Origin of the sequence: Streptomyces sp. NBC_01537, assembly GCF_045040445.1 — a bacterium.
Taxonomy (GTDB): domain Bacteria; phylum Actinomycetota; class Actinomycetes; order Streptomycetales; family Streptomycetaceae; genus Actinacidiphila.
On the sequence record NZ_CP109392.1, the window covers coordinates 6276312 to 6290909 of the forward strand.

The following is a 14598-nucleotide window of genomic DNA, read 5'->3' on the forward strand; positions in this document are numbered from 1 at the left end:
CAGGAGTGAAAGATGCCCACCAAGGCTGAGAAGATCGTCGCCGGGCTCGGCGGCCTCGAAAACATCATCGAGGTCGAAGGCTGCATCACCCGCCTCCGCACCGAGGTCGAAGACGCCTCCAAGGTCGACGACGCCGCCCTCAAGGCGGCCGGAGCCCACGGTGTCGTCAGGATGGGCAACGCCATCCAGGTCGTCATCGGCACGGACGCGGACCCCATCGCCGCGGACATCGAAGACATGATGTGACCCGCTGAGCCCGCTGAGCCGTCGGCTTACCACAGGACAGGGCCCGTTCAAGGACAGGAACGGGCCCTGCGCCCACAGCCGATAGGCTCAATCCCATGTCTCGTATCGACGGTCGCACCCCCGAACAGCTCCGCCCCGTCACCATCCAGCGCGGCTGGAGCAAGCACGCCGAGGGCTCCGTCCTCGTCTCCTTCGGTGACACCCGCGTCCTCTGCACCGCCAGCGCCACCCAGGGCGTACCGCGCTGGCGCAAGGGCAGCGGCGAAGGCTGGGTCACCGCCGAGTACTCCATGCTCCCGCGTGCCACCAACACCCGCGGCGACCGCGAATCCGTACGCGGCAAGATCGGCGGCCGCACGCACGAGATCTCCCGCCTGATCGGGCGCTCGCTGCGAGCCGTCATCGACTACAAGCAGCTCGGCGAGAACACCGTCGTCCTGGACTGCGACGTCCTCCAGGCCGACGGCGGCACCCGCACCGCCGCCATCACCGGCGCCTACGTCGCCCTCGTCGACGCCGTCGCCTGGATGCAGAGCAACCACCTCGTCCGCCTCAAGGCCCGCCCCATCACCGGCACCGTCAGCGCCGTCTCCGTCGGCATCGTCGACGGCCTCCCCCTCCTCGACCTCGCCTACGAGGAAGACGTCCGCGCCGAGACCGACATGAACGTCGTCTGCACCGGCGACGGCCGCTTCGTCGAAGTCCAGGGCACCGCGGAAGGCGCCCCCTTCGACCGCAAGGAGCTCAACGCGCTCCTCGACCTCGCCGTCTCCGGCTGCGCCGAACTCGACGCCCTCCAGCGCGAAGCCCTCGCCGGCATCCTCGCCATCTGACCGCCCGACCGTCTGACTTCGTCGTTTTACGCAACCTTTAGGCGGCGCGGCGCGTATAGAGAGGTATGCCTTCACGCGCCCGCCGCCTCGCCCTCGCCGCAGCCGCCCCCCTCCTGGCCGCCGCAGCCCTCACCGGCTGCTCCGCCGTCGACAAGGCTCTCAGCTGCGCCCAGACCGCCGCCACCGTCGCCACCGACGTCCAGAACCTCCAGGACGCCATCAGCAACGCCGGCGACAACCCCCAGGCCGCGGCCAACGCCCTCGACCAGATCTCCAGCGACCTCAAGGCCATCGACGCCGACACCGGCGACGCCGACGTCAGCGCCGCCGTCAAATCCCTCACCCAGGCCGTCGACAACGCCCAGGCCGCCGCCGAGAAGGGCGACGTCCCCGACATCTCCCCCGTCGTCGACGCAGCCGGCGAACTCACCAAGGTCTGCACCCCCGGCTGACGCGATAATCACCCCATGACCCGCATCGTCCTCGCCACCCGCAACCCCGGCAAAATCACCGAACTCCGCGCCATCCTCACCGCCGTCGGCCCCCACTACGACCTCGTCGGCGCCGACGCCTATCCCGAAGTCCCCGACGTCAAGGAAACCGGCGTCACCTTCGCCGAGAACGCCCTCCTCAAGGCCCACGCCCTCGCCCAGGCCACCGGCCTCCCCGCCGTCGCCGACGACTCCGGCCTCTGCGTCGACGTCCTCAACGGCGCCCCCGGCATCTTCTCCGCCCGCTGGGCTGGCCGCCACGGCGACGACCGCGCCAACCTCGACCTCCTCCTCGCCCAGCTCTCCGACATCGACGACGCGCATCGGGGTGCCCACTTCGCCTGCGCGGCCGCGCTTGCGCTTCCGGACGGCACGGAGCGGGTGGTGGAAGGGCGGCTGCTCGGCACGCTCCGGCACGCCCCGGTGGGGGACGGCGGGTTCGGCTACGACCCGATCCTGCAGCCGCTGGGGGAGTCGCGGACCTGCGCCCAGCTCACGGCGGAAGAGAAGAACGCGATCAGTCACCGGGGACAGGCGTTCAGGGCGCTGGCGCCGGTGGTGCGCGAGCTTGTGGGGTGAGTGACAAGGAAAGGCGCGACACCTCAAACGGTGTCGCGCCTTTGGCGGTGGGCCCGGTGGGACTCGAACCCACGACACACCGGACCTAAACCGGCGCCCTCTTTGCCAGCTGGGGTACGGGCCCGCCCGGTCTACTGTACTGGGTGTCGCGGCCCACCTGCGAAGGGATACTGGCCCGAGGGTCACGACCGGCAAACGTGTTCGTCTGGCTGTGGCATGACGGACAGAGGTACCGCAGGTTGGCGAACCTGTTGTCCAGGCGATCGCCGTTGATGTGGTCGATCTCCAGGACGAGTCGATGTCCTTGCCAGACGTCACCCACGCCGCATTTTGCGCATACGTAGGCCACGTCCTTCTCCTGCAATGCTCGATGGAGGAGCGATCGTCGTGTGCGCGGTGCTCCGGGATCAAGCCGCCGCAAGATCTCGTCAGCCGTCTTGCGTTGCGGTGATCGTTTGTTGCGGTTGCATCCCTGGCCGACAAAATGCTGGGTTGGGACTCCGTGAGCGGCCAGAGCGGCCTTCACCCGCTGGCGTGTGCCGCCGCCGTTGCTGAGGCCAAGGGCTCGGATTGTCTCTGCCAGGCTGAGGGAGTCAGCTGCAGCCTCACGGAGACGGTTCGGGTCGATCGGGCCACCTCGTTGGCCGGCGTCGGGGAAGTGAGAGGTGTCGATGCCGAAGTGAGCCAACCTCCGTTTGAGATGGCCATACGCGGTGTCGTAGGGCGGCACGCCCAAGTACTCAAGAATCCCCCGGACGGACCCACAGTGCGCTGCGGCATCCTCAAGAACCTCCTTCGTGTACCTCTGTGCAGGCCGACGGGGCAGAGGTTCGTCCACGAAGTGGGTCGTGTCGATGCCGTAGTGCTTGAGCCGTCCACGAAGGTAGCGGAGGGGCCCGCTTCCCAGTGGCTGGCCAAGGCGGCGGAGCATGTCCACGAGGCTGCGGCATTCAGGGGCGGTGGTTTCGAGCCCGATACGTGTGTAGCCGGGGCGGTCGTAGAGACGGGACACTATGACGCCTTCCCGGCACGCTTGCGGCCACGGAAAGTGTCTGTGACGGAATGGCAGTTGGGGCAGAGAAGCCGAAGGTTATCCAGGCGGTTGTCCCACCAGTCGCCGTTGATGTGGTCGACTTCCAGGCGAAGTGGTTCGCCATTTCGCCTGGGGCCAGTGCCGCACATCGCGCACGTGTCCGGCGTGCCTTCCCTCAGCAGGTATTTGCGCAAGCGACTGCTGCTGGTGCGGCCGTCTTGAGGGGAGCCAAGGACGAGAATCTCGTCCTTGGCTCGCTTCCGCCGTGGTTGGCGTACCACGGGAGTGAAGTGTGAAGTGTCGATGCCGAGCTTCGCGATGCGGCGGCCGATGTGGGCCTGGTTGCCGCCCACAGGGCTGATGCCCAACCGTCGCACAACCTCGGCGATGCTGCTCGACTCGCGGACAACTTCGCGAAGCCGCCGCTCCGTATGCCGGACACCCTCGCGCTCGAAGTGAGAACAGTCGATGCCCCACTGTGCGACCAGCGTTCGCAGATACGCGCGGCTGCCACTCGTGGGTTTGCCGCCGAATCTCGAAATCACCTCGGATAGTGACGTGCACAAGGCAACGGCGTCTGCGACGAGTTCACGGGTGTACTTGAAACCGATGGACAACGGAACCCCCTCCGGTATCGGCTGCGCGTAGCAGTCTCGTACGCACTAACGAACCGATAGTCGGATGGTCACGTCCGTATTCCGACCACTTTGCGATCGCGAGCCCGGCCGTCGGCCGTCAGGCCGGGGCCGGGCTCTCCGTGTACATCCGGGCGATGACGTCCTCGATCACCGGCTCCCGCACGGACAGGTCAACGACCGGATACCGAGCCGCCAGTTCCGCGACGAGCGGGGCCGCGCTCGCGCCTGCTGGGAAGGCGAGCCATTGCCGGGGCCCGTCGACGCGCTCGCAACGCGCGCCGGCGAGCTCGATCGGGGGGAGCTCGCGCTCGAAGTCGACGACGAGGGTCCGCTCGCTCTCGCCGACCGCGTGGAGGCCGTCGAGTCCGCCGTCGTACATGAGGCGTCCGTGGTCGATGACCATGACCCGCTTGCAGAGCTGCTCGATGTCCGTCAGGTCATGCGTGGTCAGCAGAACGGTCATGCCCTGCTCGGAGTTGACGCTGCGCAGGAATTCGCGGACCTTCGCCTTGCTGACGACATCCAGCCCGATCGTCGGCTCGTCCAGGTAGAGAACCTCGGGATCGTGCAGCAGCGCGGCCGCGATGTCTCCGCGCATCCGCTGCCCCAGCGAGAGCTGCCGCACCGGGACGTCCAACAGCTCGGCCAGGTCGAGGAGTTCGACACAGCGCGCCAGGTTGATCCGGTAGCGGTCGTCGGGGATGCGGTACATGCGCCGCACCAGCTCGTACGAATCCCGCAGGGGCAGGTCCCACCACAAAGTGGTCCGCTGGCCGAAGACGACGCCGATGCGCCTCGCGAGGCGGGTGCGTTCCCGGGAGGGGTCGATGCCGGCGACCCTGAGGCGGCCGCCACTGGGGGTGAGGATGCCGGTGAGCATCTTGATGGTGGTGGATTTGCCGGCGCCGTTGGGCCCGATGTAGCCGACCATTTCTCCTCTCGGCACGGTGAAGGAGATGCCGTCGACGGCCCGGACCTGGCGCCGTTCGCGTCGCCAGAGCCCGGCGCGGCGCCGTACGTCGAAGATCTTCTCGACGCCGTCGAGTTCGATGATGAGGTCGTCCATGTGAGGCTCTCAGCTCCCTGTGCTGCGGTAGGAACGCAGGCCGGCGCGCCAGGCCAGCCCGGAGAGGGCGAGGCAGGCACCGGCTACGAGGGGTGGGGCGAAGTCGATCCAGCCGGGCAGGCCGAGGGGGTCGTCGCGGCCGAGGATGCGGAGGGCGGGCAGCCAGTTGACGAAGGCGAGGGGGACGACGAAGGTGACGCCGCGTACAAGGTCCTTGGCGAAGACGGTGGGCGGGAACTGGAGGAGGGTGTTGCCGCCGTAGGTGAAGGAGTTCTGGACTTCGGAGGCGTCGTTGGACAGGAACTGGAAGGCCCCTCCGACGACGAAGACGGAGCTGAAGATGCCGGCTCCGCTGATGAGCATGACGGGGAGGAGGAGCAGGTGCACCGGGGTCCAGGCGATGTCGAGCCGGGCGATCGCCCAGCCGAGGACGAGGGCGCCCTGGGTGAGGCGGCCGAGGCGGCGGAGCGCGAACTTGTCGGCGGCGACCTGGGCGAGGACGGGGGCGGGGCGGACGAGGAGGGTGTCGAGGGTGCCGTCGCGGACGCGCCGGCCGAGGCGGTCCATGCTGCCCATGAGGAGGTCGGCGATGCCGAAGGAGGTGCTGGTGGTGCCGTAGAGGAAGGCGACTTCGGCGAAGGAGAAGCCGCCGAGGGAGTCGACGCGGGTGAACATCAGCACGATGGCGACGAAGTCGAGGGCGGTGCCGGCGAAGTTGCCGAAGGTGGTCATGAGGAATGAGGCGCGGTAGGCCATGGTGGAGCGCATCCACATGACGACGATGAGCCAGTAGGAGCGGAGGGCGTCAGCCACCCTGGACGACCACCTTTCGGGTCGCGGCGGCCTGGAGGGCGCGCCCGGCGCAGAGGAGGGTGACGGCCCAGGCGAGCTGGAGGCCGTAGGCCCTGGCGAGGCCGAGGGGGCCGGTGTGGACGCCGAGGAGGATGTCGGCGGGGACCTGGAGGAGCGCTGACCAGGGGAGGAGCCGGGCTATGTCGCCCAGGGCGCCGGGGAAGACGTTGAGCGGGAGCAGCGTGCCGGAGAAGAAGAGCATGGCGAGCCCGGCGACGGTGGTCACGCCGGCGCCGTCGAGCAGCCAGAAGGCGCTGAGGACGACGAGGTAGCGCAGGGCGAAGCTGACGACGATGCCGAGGACGACCGACAGGAGGAAGGCGAGCCAGGTCAGGGGGTTCGCGGGGAGAGCCAGGTCGAAGAAGAGGGCGCCGCAGAGCGTGGGGAGCAGTCCGCGGCCCAGGAGGTGGAAGGCGGCGCGGCCGAGGTCGGCGGTGAGCCACCAGAGCTGGAGGTCGGCGGGGCGGTAGAGGTCGATGGCGATGTCGCCGGTACGGATTCGCTCGATCAGCTCGTCCTGGAAGCCGCCGCCCATCATGGCCATGGTGGCGAGGAGGGCCTGGCCGATCCAGACGTAGGTGAGGGCCATGGACTGGTCGTAGCCGCCGAGGTGCGGCCGTTGGTCCCACAGGGCGATGTAGGTGTAGGCGAGGATGAAGCCGAAGACGGTGTTGGTGAAGACGCCTGCCGCGGTGGCGACCCGGTAGGTCGAGTAGCGGCGGAAACTGCTTGTCGCAACGGCGCCGTACAGGCCTCCGTACCGGCTCATCCGGACCGCCCCTCCCGAATCGCGCGCAAGCGCACGAGCCTAGCGGCGGGTCAGGAACCGTTCCAACCCTTTTTAACTCATACGGGTGGGTGGATTGGGTCATCCGGCCTGTCACGGGACTGTCACAAGTGTGTGCTGATGTCCCTTATCAGTCCTTTGATGCGACAGTGTCCTGCGCGGCGTAGGTCACGATTGACCCCAGATGTTCCGCCGTGGCACAACCCTCGGCGGCGGTGGAGGAGTCCAAGAAGGTATGAGCAGCAAGCGCACCGGCCTTGGCCGGCTGATTCCGACCTGGCGGACGGTCGTGGGGTCGTTCCTGCTGTTCGTGCTGGTGCTGGCGGGCGCTTTCATCGCGGGTTACATGCTGGTGGACATCCCGAAGGCGAATGCCGGGGCCGTCGCGCAGTCGAATGTGTATCTGTACGCGGACGGCTCGCAGCTCGCCCGCGACGGGGAGGTCAACCGGGAGAGCGTGCCGCTGAGCCAGGTCGCGAAGTCGGCGCAGTACGCGACGCTGGCGGCCGAGGACCGGCGGTTCTACCAGGAGTCGGCGGTCAGCCCGAAGGCGATGGTGCGGGCGGCCTGGAACAGCGCGACGGGCAAGGGCAAGCAGTCGGGCTCGACGATCACCCAGCAGTACGTGAAGAACTACTACCTCACCCAGCAGCAGACCGCGGTCCGCAAGGTGAAGGAGTTCTTCATCGCGATCAAGCTGGACCGGGAGAAGACCAAGGACGAGATCCTCGAGGGCTATCTCAACACCAGCTACTACGGCCGGCGCGCTTACGGCGTCCAGGCGGCCTCGCAGGCGTACTTCGGCAAGGACGCCGACGAGCTGACCGTCGCCGAAGGCGCCTATCTCGCGACCCTCCTCAATGCCCCGAGCGAGTACGACGTGGTCGCCCACCCGGAGAACAAGGCGAAGGCCGTGGCCCGCTGGAACTACGTCCTGGACGGGATGGTGAAGGAAGGCTGGCTGAGCGAGAGCGCCCGGCAGTCAACCGTGTTCCCCAAGCCGGGCCCGGTGAAGGCGGCCACCGGGATGTCGGGTCAGCGCGGGTATCTGGTGGAGGCGGTGAACGACTATCTGGCGGACAACGACATCGTCGACGAGGAGACGTTGCGCACCGGCGGCTACCGCATCACCACCACGATCGAGAAGTCGAAGGAGACGGCCTTCGTCAGCGCCGCCGAGAAGCAGCTGATGGACAAGCTCAACAGCAAGGCGCACAAGGCCGACAAGTACGTCCGGGCGGGCGGGGCGTCGATCGATCCGAAGACCGGCAGGGTCGTGGCGATGTACGGGGGCATCGACTACACGAAGCAGTATGTGAACAACGCGACCCGCCGTGACTATCAGGTCGGCTCGACCTTCAAGCCGTTCATCTTCGCGTCCGCCGTGCAGAACAGGTCGCAGACCCAGTACGGCCGGACCATCACCCCGTACACGGTCTACAGCGGCACCAACAAGCGCGAGGTGATCGGTCCCGACGGCCCGACGGGTTACCGGCCGGCGAACGAGGACGATGTCTCGTACGGGCCGATCACCGTCACCCGGGCGATGGACAAGTCGGTGAACTCGGTCTACGCGCAGATGGCCCAGGACGTGGGCCCGGCCAAGGTCAAGGCGACGGCCATCGCGCTCGGACTGCCGTCGGACACGCCGTCGCTGACCACGAATCCGTCGATGGCGCTGGGCACGGCCACCGCGAGCCCGCTGGACATGGCGTCGGCCTACGCGACGCTGGCGAACCACGGCAGGTACATCCCGTACACGCTGGTGGTGAAGATCACCAGGGACGGCACCGACATCCACCTGCCCTCCCGCCCGGCCAAGCAGGCGATCTCGCGCGAGGCGGCCGACACGACGACCTCCATCCTGCGGTCGGTGGTCAACGGCGGTACGGCGACGGCGGCGCAGGCGGCCGGGCGGCCCTCGGCGGGCAAGACGGGGACGATGGAGGAGGACAGGGCGGCCTGGTTCGCCGGGTACACGCCGAATCTGGCGACCGTGGTCGCGGTCATGGGCCAGGATTCGGCGACGGGGAAGCAGAAGTCGCTCTACGGTGTGACCGGGCTGGCCCGGGTCAACGGCGGCGGCTATCCGACGCAGATCTGGGCGGCGTACACGAAGGGCGCGCTGAAGGGGAAGAAGGCCGAGAGCTTCGAGCTGTTCCTGGAGAAGGGGGCCAGTGCCCCGCCGATCACCACAGCGCCCCGGACCAGTGCCCCGGCGACCACCCAGCCGCCCGTGACCAGCGCCCCGCCGACCACCCAGGCCCCGACGACCACCGCCCCCACGACCGAGGCCCCGACGACCGGGGCGCCGACCCCGACGACCGAGGCCCCGACGGACGGGGCGACGGACGGCGGTATCGACTTCGGTACGCCGGACGTGGACGCGGAGCCATAGCGCTTCGCGCAGGGCCCTGGGGTCTGCCCGGGTGGCCGGTTCCGTCCTCAATCGCCGGACGGGCTGAATTCAGCCCGTCCGGCGATTGAGGACAAGCGCAGCCGGAGGGCTGCGCAACCCGGCGAACGCTCGGGTCACAGTCCTAGAGGTACAGCCCGGTGGAGTCCTCCGCGCCCTGCAGCCGCTCCGCGGCCACCGCGTGCAGATCGCGCTCGCGCATCAGCACGTACGCGGTGCCCCGCACCTCGACCTCGGCCCGGTCCTCCGGGTCGAACAGCACTCGGTCGCCGACCTCCACCGTCCGTACGTTCTGGCCGACGGCGACCACCTCCGCCCAGGCCAGCCGCTTGCCGACGGCCGCCGTGGCGGGGATCAGGATGCCGCCGCCTGAGCGGCGCTCGCCCTCGGGGGAGTCGCTGCGCACGAGCACACGGTCGTGCAGCATGCGGATGGGGAGCTTGTCATGGGACTCGCGTGCCGTATCGGTCTTGTTCGAACTCACAGGTACGACGTTACCGGCGTCGCCTGCGCAGTGAGAGCCCGGCCACCACCGCGACCACGGCCACCACGCCCACCGCGACCGGCACGATGCGGTCCAGGCGCGGGCTGCCGTCCTCCGAGGTGAAGTGGCCGCACGCCTGCGTCACCGCCCGGTTCACCGCGACGTACGCCTGGCCGGCGGTGCGGTCGACGGCCGAGGCGACCTTGGCCTTCGTGTCGGCCGCGATCGTCTTCGGGTGCACGCGCACCGCGATCTCGTCCAGGGCCGCGGCGAGATCCTGCCGCCTGCGGACGATGTCCGCCTCGATCTGCGCGGGGGTCCTCGCGTCCGACACCGCAGCTCCTTCGTCAACTCGCCGGGTACCGTCCGCCCGGTACCGTGCAGACAGTCTGTCAGTCCGCACGTCCCGACGCCCGTCGGCACCCCCTTTCAGAGGAGTTGCACCCCATGGCCGAGCGCCTCACCCCCGGTGATCCCGCCCCCGACTTCACCCTGCCCGACGCCGACGGCAACGAGGTGTCCCTGGCCGGACACAAGGGCCGCAAGGTCATCGTCTACTTCTACCCGGCCGCCCTGACCCCCGGCTGCACCAAGCAGGCCTGCGACTTCACCGACAACCTCGACCTGCTGGCCTCGGCGGGCTACGACGTCATCGGGGTCTCGCCGGACAAGCCGGAGAAGCTCGCCAAGTTCCGGGAGAAGGAGTCCCTGAAGGTGACGCTGGTCGGCGACCCGGACAAGCAGGTGCTGGAGGCGTACGGCGCCTTCGGCGAGAAGAAGCTCTACGGCAAGACCGTCGTTGGCGTCATCCGCTCCACGGTCGTCGTGGACGAGGCCGGGAACGTCGAGCACGCCTGGTACAACGTCAAGGCCACCGGGCATGTCGCCAAGCTCATCAAGGACCTCAAGCTCTGACCGACTGCAGCGCCTGCCTTACCCGGTCCACCGCCCCGGCCGTCGTCGAGGCGTGCGCCGACAGCCGTACGGAGTCGGCGCGCACCGACGGGGTGACGTCATGCGCGTGCAGCGTTTTGGCGACGGCCGCCGGGTCGGTGCCGGGGAGGCGGAAGGAGACGATGCCGGCGCGTTCGGCGGGTGCGACGGGGGAGAGGATCTCGCCGCCTGCCGCCCGGACGGCGTCGATGAGCTCGTCCACGCGCTGGGCGACATGCGCGGCGATGGCCCGCACGGTCACCGTCTCGACCAGCTCCAGGGCGGCGGCGAACGCGGCCGCCGTGACCGGGCTCAGGTTGGTGATGCTCCAGCGCAGCGCGTCCGGCGCGGCCGGGTGCTCGGTGTCGTCGAAGACGGCGACGTCCTCGACGCCCGTCCAGCCGGTGAGCGTCGGCTCCAGCCGCTCCAGGGCCCGGTCGGACAGAGCGGCGAAGCCGGTGGCCCAGCTGGCGCGCAGCCACTTCTGGCCGCCGGCCACGACCACGTCGGCCGCGTCCCAGGGGAGGTCGGCGACGCCGAAGGCCTGCATGGCGTCGACGATCAGCAGCCGGTCCTCGCCGATGACCTGGCGGATGGCGGCGAGGTCGGCGCGGTAGCCGGTACGGAAGTCCACGGCGCTCAGCGACACCGCGACGACAACGTCGGTCAGTGCCTTGTCGACGGCCTCCGGGGTCGGCGCGGCGTCGAGCCAGCGGGGCTCGGCGCGGCCGAGGGCGGCGCTGCGGCGCCACGGGTAGTGGTTGGCGGGGAAGTCGGCGGCGGGGACCAGGACGGTGCCCTTGGGGATGCCGAAGGCCGCGTGGAACAGGCCGGTGGAGGCGTTCGGCAGCAACACGACATGCGCAGGGCCGGTTCCGGCCAGGCGGGCCGCCGCCGCGCGGGCGCGCGGCTCGGCCAGCATCAGCTCGTTGACGGTGGTGTGGCCGGCCTGCGCGGACTGCGCGAGGGCGGCGGCGGTCGCGTCGAGGACGTCGCGGGAGGGCGGTCCGTAGCGGGCGAAGTCCAGATAGCCCTCGGGTTCGCTGAAGTGCTCGGCGTATCCCGGCAGTCCGGCCTCGCTGGTCATGCGTTCGCTTTCCCGTCGCTCTTGAGGGTGCCGAGCGCGACCGCGTCGGCCATGGCCTGGTACCCGGCGTTGTTGGGGTTCAGATGGTCCCCGGAGTCGTAGGCGCCCAGCAGCCGCGCCGGCCGGCGCGGATCGCGGAGCACCTTGTCGAAGTCGACGACGTCGTCGAAGATCACGCCGGTCCGGATCTTCTGGTTGATCTTCTGCCGCACGGCCTCCACGGCGGCGCTGTACCCCGCGTGGCCCTGCACGGGGGCCAGCGTGGCCCCGACGACGCGCACCCCCTGCGCATGCGCGCGGTGAACGATCGCGCGCAGCCCGTCGATGACGAACGCTGGCTCCGTCTGACGCGGCGCGCGCAGGATGTCGTTGATCCCCAGCTGCACGACCAGCGTCCTGGCCCCGGTCGCGCCGAGCGCGTCACGCCCGAGGCGGTTGAGGCCACCGGGGTCGAAGCCGGTGGATTCGTCGAGCAGGATCCGGTTGCCGCTCAGTCCCGCGTTGAGAACGCCCATGCGCAGGCCGGAATTCAGCATGCGCATCGCGAGGTCGTCGGTCCAGCGCCGGTTCGCGCCGACGGTGGACGCGACGCCGTCGGTGAGCGAGTCGCCCAGCACCACGACCGCGCCGTCGGCCCGGGGCGTGAAGACGTCCACCCCGGTCACGTACCGCCAGTGCGGGCTCTGCCCGACGAAGGCCGCCCCGCTGGTCTGCGCGGTGTGCTCGCCGCGCGCGGTGTACGAGATCTGGCGGGCGTCGGGGTGATACGTCACCGGGCCCGACGCGGTCGGCGAGTACGTCGTGACCAGCAGGTCCGCCGAATCCGGCACCGTCAGCTGCGCCGCGTCGCTCACCACGCTCCCGCCCGCCGGTATCACCGCCTCGGCGCCGCCCGCGAACGTCAGCGCGCGCATGCTGTCCGCCTTAGCCACCGGACTGTCGGCGCTCGCCGCCACCGCGACCGTGGCATGGCTGATCAACAGCGGCCGTGTACCGAACGTGTTCGACAGCCGAACCCGCGCCGCCGTCCCCCCGACGCTCGCGTGCACCACATTGCGTATCGACGTCCCCGGATACCCCTTCGCCGTCCCCGGCTCCCCGCCCACCGCCGCGGTCTCCCACGTCCCCACCCACGCCCCGCTCGCCGAGGACTGCCCTGCCGGCGCCACGCGCGCGGGCGTGTCACCGCGGCTCACCACGACGAGGATCGCGATCGACACGAGCGCGACCAGCGCGGCGAGGGCTGCCAGCAGGGTGTAACCGGTGGATCTGGCCAAGCGATGAGTCTCCTCGGACGTCGGGAACCCGTTGTTCGTTCCATCAGTGAGTGTGGCGTGGAGAATACGCGGGAGTAGCGGGCGCCCTGAAATGAGAGCGGCAGAAATGACCGAACCACGCGGCGTACACCGCGTTAAGCGGGCACGGCTGGAAGCGGGGCGGCGATGAGCGGAGTGGATACGTCCCGGGCACGGGCTGGGGCGGCGTCGTCGGGTGGCTTTTCGTACAGTGCCGCCGACCTGGAGAAGCGGCGCGGCGTACGCCGCATGCTGTGTTCTTCCGGGGGGCCACCCCCCGTACCCCCGGGAAGTACGGGGTCGGCAGTGGCGGGGGAGGTGCGGCGATGAGCGGAGTGGATACGTCCCGGGCACGGGCTGGGGCGGCGTCGTCGGGTGGCTTTTCGTACAGTGCCGCCGACCTGGAGAAGCGGCGCGGCGTACGCCGCATGCTGTGTTCTTCCGGGGGGCCACCCCCCGTACCCCCGGGAAGTACGGGGTCGGCAGTGGCGGGGGAGGTGCGGCGATGAGCGGAGTGGATACGTCCCGGGCACGGGCTGGGGCGGCGTCGTCGGGTGGCTTTTCGTACAGTGCCGCCGACCTGGAGAAGCGGCGCGGCGTACGCCGCATGAAGGTCCTGGCGACCGGGCTGTTGCTGGTGGCGACGCTGGTGTACGCCCTCGCGAAGTGGGCCGAGTCCGCCGGAGCGGGCCCGTGGGCCGGTTACGTGGCGGCGGCGGCGGAGGCGGGGATGGTCGGCGCGATGGCGGACTGGTTCGCGGTGACGGCGCTGTTCAGGCGGCCGTTGGGGCTGCCGATTCCGCATACGGCGATCATTCCGACGAAGAAGGACGCGCTGGGGCGCAGCCTCGGCGACTTCGTCGGGGACAACTTCCTGTCCGAGCACGTCGTGCGCACCCGGTTGCGGGCCGTCGGGATCGGCTCGCGCCTGGGGCGGTGGCTGGAGGAGCCGGACCACGCGGACCGGGTGACCGAGCAGGCGGCGGCCGCGCTGCGCGGGGCGCTGACGGTGCTGCGGGACTCCGACGTGCAGGCGGTGGTCGGCGAGGCGATCACGCGGCGGGCGGAGGCGCAGGAGATCGGGCCGGGGATAGGGAAGATGCTGGAGCGGATCGTCGCGGACCAGGGGCACCGGCGGGTGGTGGACCTGGTGTGCGTACGGGCCCACGACTGGCTGGTCGAGCACGGCGATTCGGTGATGGACGCCGTCCAGGGCGGCGCCCCCGGCTGGACGCCGCGCTTCGTGGACCGCAGGGTCGGGGAGCGGGTCTACAAGGAGCTGGTGCGCTTCACCGCCGAGATGCGGGACATGCCCGATCACCCGGCGCGCGGCGCGGTGGACCGCTTCCTGAGGGACTTCGCGGTCGAGCTGCAGTCCGACCCCGACACGCGAGCGCGGGTGGAACGGCTGAAAAAGGACCTGCTGGCGAGGGGCGAGGTCCAGGACCTCATCGAGTCCGCCTGGAGCGCCGTGCGCGGCATGGTCGTCGCCGCGGCCGGCGACGAGCGCAGCGAGCTGCGTCTGCGGGCGCGGGCCTCGCTGCTCTCGCTGGGCGCGCGGATGGCTCAGGACCCCGCGCTCACCGGCAAGGTGGACGGCTGGCTGGAGGACGCGGCCACGTATGTCGTGACGACCTACCAGGACGAGATCACCTCTCTCATCACGGACACCATCGCCGGCTGGGACGCCGAGCAGACCACCCGCAAGATCGAGGCGAACGTCGGGCGGGACCTGCAGTTCATCCGCATCAACGGCACGGTGGTCGGAGCGCTGGCGGGGCTGGCGATCTACGCGCTGTCACGGCTCGTGGCGGGGTAGGAGGCAGCCGCCATGGCAATCTGATGGCACGTCATTTAT

At 69.8% G+C, this 14598-nt stretch carries 17 protein-coding genes and 1 tRNA gene; 8 read left to right on the forward strand and 10 right to left on the reverse strand.

The genetic code is table 11. From position 1 onward, the window contains the following. The first annotated feature begins 12 nt into the window (after positions 1-12). The 4 genes from OG607_RS28950 (at position 13) to rdgB (ending at position 2149) form a co-directional block, all read left to right on the forward strand. On the forward strand, positions 13-246 hold the full coding sequence (locus tag OG607_RS28950) for a glucose PTS transporter subunit EIIB (RefSeq protein WP_405729660.1): 234 nt from the start codon (positions 13-15) through the stop codon (positions 244-246). A 95-nt stretch (positions 247-341) separates the two neighbouring features. Continuing rightward, positions 342-1079 carry a ribonuclease PH gene (rph, locus tag OG607_RS28955; protein ID WP_405729663.1) on the forward strand — a complete coding sequence of 246 codons (738 nt, stop codon included), beginning with the start codon at positions 342-344 and terminating at the stop codon, positions 1077-1079. 65 nt (positions 1080-1144) lie between these two features. Continuing rightward, complete coding sequence (locus OG607_RS28960) at positions 1145-1531, forward strand: hypothetical protein (protein ID WP_405729666.1); 387 nt, start codon at positions 1145-1147, stop codon at positions 1529-1531. 15 nt (positions 1532-1546) lie between these two features. Further along, positions 1547-2149 (forward strand): RdgB/HAM1 family non-canonical purine NTP pyrophosphatase, encoded by a 603-nt coding sequence (gene rdgB / locus OG607_RS28965; protein ID WP_405729669.1) that lies wholly within the window; start codon positions 1547-1549, stop codon positions 2147-2149. Between the two features lie 48 nt (positions 2150-2197). Here rdgB and OG607_RS28970 read toward each other — a convergent pair. The 6 genes from OG607_RS28970 to OG607_RS28995 form a co-directional block, all read right to left on the reverse strand. Further along, a tRNA-Leu gene (locus OG607_RS28970) sits at positions 2198-2273 on the reverse strand. Continuing rightward, positions 2235-3080: an HNH endonuclease gene (locus OG607_RS28975; RefSeq protein ID WP_405737120.1), complete on the reverse strand. Its 846-nt coding sequence runs from the start codon at positions 3078-3080 to the stop codon at positions 2235-2237. The genes OG607_RS28970 and OG607_RS28975 overlap by 39 nt, the downstream gene beginning before the upstream one ends. A gap of 80 nt (positions 3081-3160) precedes the next feature. Beyond that, positions 3161-3799, reverse strand: coding sequence for an HNH endonuclease signature motif containing protein (locus tag OG607_RS28980; protein ID WP_405729672.1), 639 nt, complete (start codon positions 3797-3799; stop codon positions 3161-3163). Between the two features lie 118 nt (positions 3800-3917). After that, positions 3918-4886, reverse strand: coding sequence for an ATP-binding cassette domain-containing protein (locus OG607_RS28985; RefSeq protein ID WP_405729675.1), 969 nt, complete (start codon positions 4884-4886; stop codon positions 3918-3920). Positions 4887-4895: 9 nt separating this feature from the next. Continuing rightward, a complete protein-coding gene (locus OG607_RS28990; protein WP_405737122.1) occupies positions 4896-5660 on the reverse strand; it encodes an ABC transporter permease in 765 nt (254 codons plus the stop codon). 31 nt (positions 5661-5691) lie between these two features. Next, entirely contained in the window at positions 5692-6507 is an 816-nt protein-coding gene (locus tag OG607_RS28995) for an ABC transporter permease (RefSeq protein WP_405729678.1), read from the reverse strand. 202 nt (positions 6508-6709) lie between these two features. Here OG607_RS28995 and OG607_RS29000 point away from each other — a divergent pair, with 202 nt between their 5' ends. Continuing rightward, on the forward strand, positions 6710-8923 hold the full coding sequence (locus OG607_RS29000; RefSeq protein WP_405729681.1) for a transglycosylase domain-containing protein: 2214 nt from the start codon (positions 6710-6712) through the stop codon (positions 8921-8923). Between the two features lie 142 nt (positions 8924-9065). On the opposite strand, the gene OG607_RS29005 is transcribed toward OG607_RS29000, so the two are convergent. Together OG607_RS29005 and OG607_RS29010 are read right to left on the reverse strand one after the other, a co-directional pair. Then, on the reverse strand, positions 9066-9368 hold the full coding sequence (locus tag OG607_RS29005; protein WP_127358706.1) for a co-chaperone GroES: 303 nt from the start codon (positions 9366-9368) through the stop codon (positions 9066-9068). A gap of 67 nt (positions 9369-9435) precedes the next feature. Continuing rightward, positions 9436-9759, reverse strand: coding sequence for a DUF3618 domain-containing protein (locus OG607_RS29010; RefSeq protein WP_405729684.1), 324 nt, complete (start codon positions 9757-9759; stop codon positions 9436-9438). Between the two features lie 113 nt (positions 9760-9872). On the opposite strand from OG607_RS29010, the gene bcp reads away from it, so the two are divergent. Further along, the gene (gene bcp, locus OG607_RS29015; RefSeq protein WP_405729687.1) at positions 9873-10340 is read left to right on the forward strand and encodes a thioredoxin-dependent thiol peroxidase; all 468 of its coding nucleotides are present in this window, start codon (positions 9873-9875) and stop codon (positions 10338-10340) included. Here bcp and OG607_RS29020 read toward each other — a convergent pair. Both OG607_RS29020 and OG607_RS29025 read right to left on the reverse strand, forming a co-directional pair. Beyond that, positions 10330-11445, reverse strand: coding sequence for an aminotransferase class V-fold PLP-dependent enzyme (locus OG607_RS29020; protein WP_405729690.1), 1116 nt, complete (start codon positions 11443-11445; stop codon positions 10330-10332). The genes bcp and OG607_RS29020 overlap by 11 nt on opposite strands. Continuing rightward, positions 11442-12359: a GDSL-type esterase/lipase family protein gene (locus OG607_RS29025; protein WP_405729693.1), complete on the reverse strand. Its 918-nt coding sequence runs from the start codon at positions 12357-12359 to the stop codon at positions 11442-11444. The genes OG607_RS29020 and OG607_RS29025 overlap by 4 nt, the downstream gene beginning before the upstream one ends. Between OG607_RS29025 and OG607_RS29030 the strand changes: the two genes are divergently transcribed. Both OG607_RS29030 and OG607_RS29035 read left to right on the forward strand, forming a co-directional pair. After that, positions 12358-12705, forward strand: coding sequence for a hypothetical protein (locus OG607_RS29030; protein WP_405729696.1), 348 nt, complete (start codon positions 12358-12360; stop codon positions 12703-12705). The genes OG607_RS29025 and OG607_RS29030 overlap by 2 nt on opposite strands. 540 nt (positions 12706-13245) lie before the next feature. After that, positions 13246-14559: a DUF445 domain-containing protein gene (locus OG607_RS29035; RefSeq protein WP_405729699.1), complete on the forward strand. Its 1314-nt coding sequence runs from the start codon at positions 13246-13248 to the stop codon at positions 14557-14559. The last annotated feature ends 39 nt before the right edge of the window (positions 14560-14598 follow it).

Excerpts from the sequence above, each read along its gene's own strand:
- OG607_RS28950 (WP_405729660.1), top strand. The coding sequence starts at position 13 with ATGCCCACCAAGGCTGAGAAGATCGTCGCCGGGCTCGGCGGCCTCGAA.
- rph (WP_405729663.1), top strand. The coding sequence starts at position 342 with ATGTCTCGTATCGACGGTCGCACCCCCGAACAGCTCCGCCCCGTCACC.
- OG607_RS28960 (WP_405729666.1), top strand. The coding sequence starts at position 1,145 with ATGCCTTCACGCGCCCGCCGCCTCGCCCTCGCCGCAGCCGCCCCCCTC.
- rdgB (WP_405729669.1), top strand. The coding sequence starts at position 1,547 with ATGACCCGCATCGTCCTCGCCACCCGCAACCCCGGCAAAATCACCGAA.
- OG607_RS28975 (WP_405737120.1), bottom strand. The coding sequence starts at position 3,080 with ATGCTCCGCCGCCTTGGCCAGCCACTGGGAAGCGGGCCCCTCCGCTAC.
- OG607_RS28985 (WP_405729675.1), bottom strand. The coding sequence starts at position 4,886 with ATGGACGACCTCATCATCGAACTCGACGGCGTCGAGAAGATCTTCGAC.
- OG607_RS28990 (WP_405737122.1), bottom strand. The coding sequence starts at position 5,660 with ATGTGGATGCGCTCCACCATGGCCTACCGCGCCTCATTCCTCATGACC.
- OG607_RS28995 (WP_405729678.1), bottom strand. The coding sequence starts at position 6,507 with ATGAGCCGGTACGGAGGCCTGTACGGCGCCGTTGCGACAAGCAGTTTC.
- OG607_RS29000 (WP_405729681.1), top strand. The coding sequence starts at position 6,710 with ATGTTCCGCCGTGGCACAACCCTCGGCGGCGGTGGAGGAGTCCAAGAA.
- OG607_RS29005 (WP_127358706.1), bottom strand. The coding sequence starts at position 9,368 with ATGCTGCACGACCGTGTGCTCGTGCGCAGCGACTCCCCCGAGGGCGAG.
- bcp (WP_405729687.1), top strand. The coding sequence starts at position 9,873 with ATGGCCGAGCGCCTCACCCCCGGTGATCCCGCCCCCGACTTCACCCTG.
- OG607_RS29020 (WP_405729690.1), bottom strand. The coding sequence starts at position 11,445 with ATGACCAGCGAGGCCGGACTGCCGGGATACGCCGAGCACTTCAGCGAA.
- OG607_RS29030 (WP_405729696.1), top strand. The coding sequence starts at position 12,358 with ATGCTGTCCGCCTTAGCCACCGGACTGTCGGCGCTCGCCGCCACCGCG.
- OG607_RS29025 (WP_405729693.1), bottom strand. The coding sequence starts at position 12,359 with ATGCGCGCGCTGACGTTCGCGGGCGGCGCCGAGGCGGTGATACCGGCG.
- OG607_RS29035 (WP_405729699.1), top strand. The coding sequence starts at position 13,246 with ATGAGCGGAGTGGATACGTCCCGGGCACGGGCTGGGGCGGCGTCGTCG.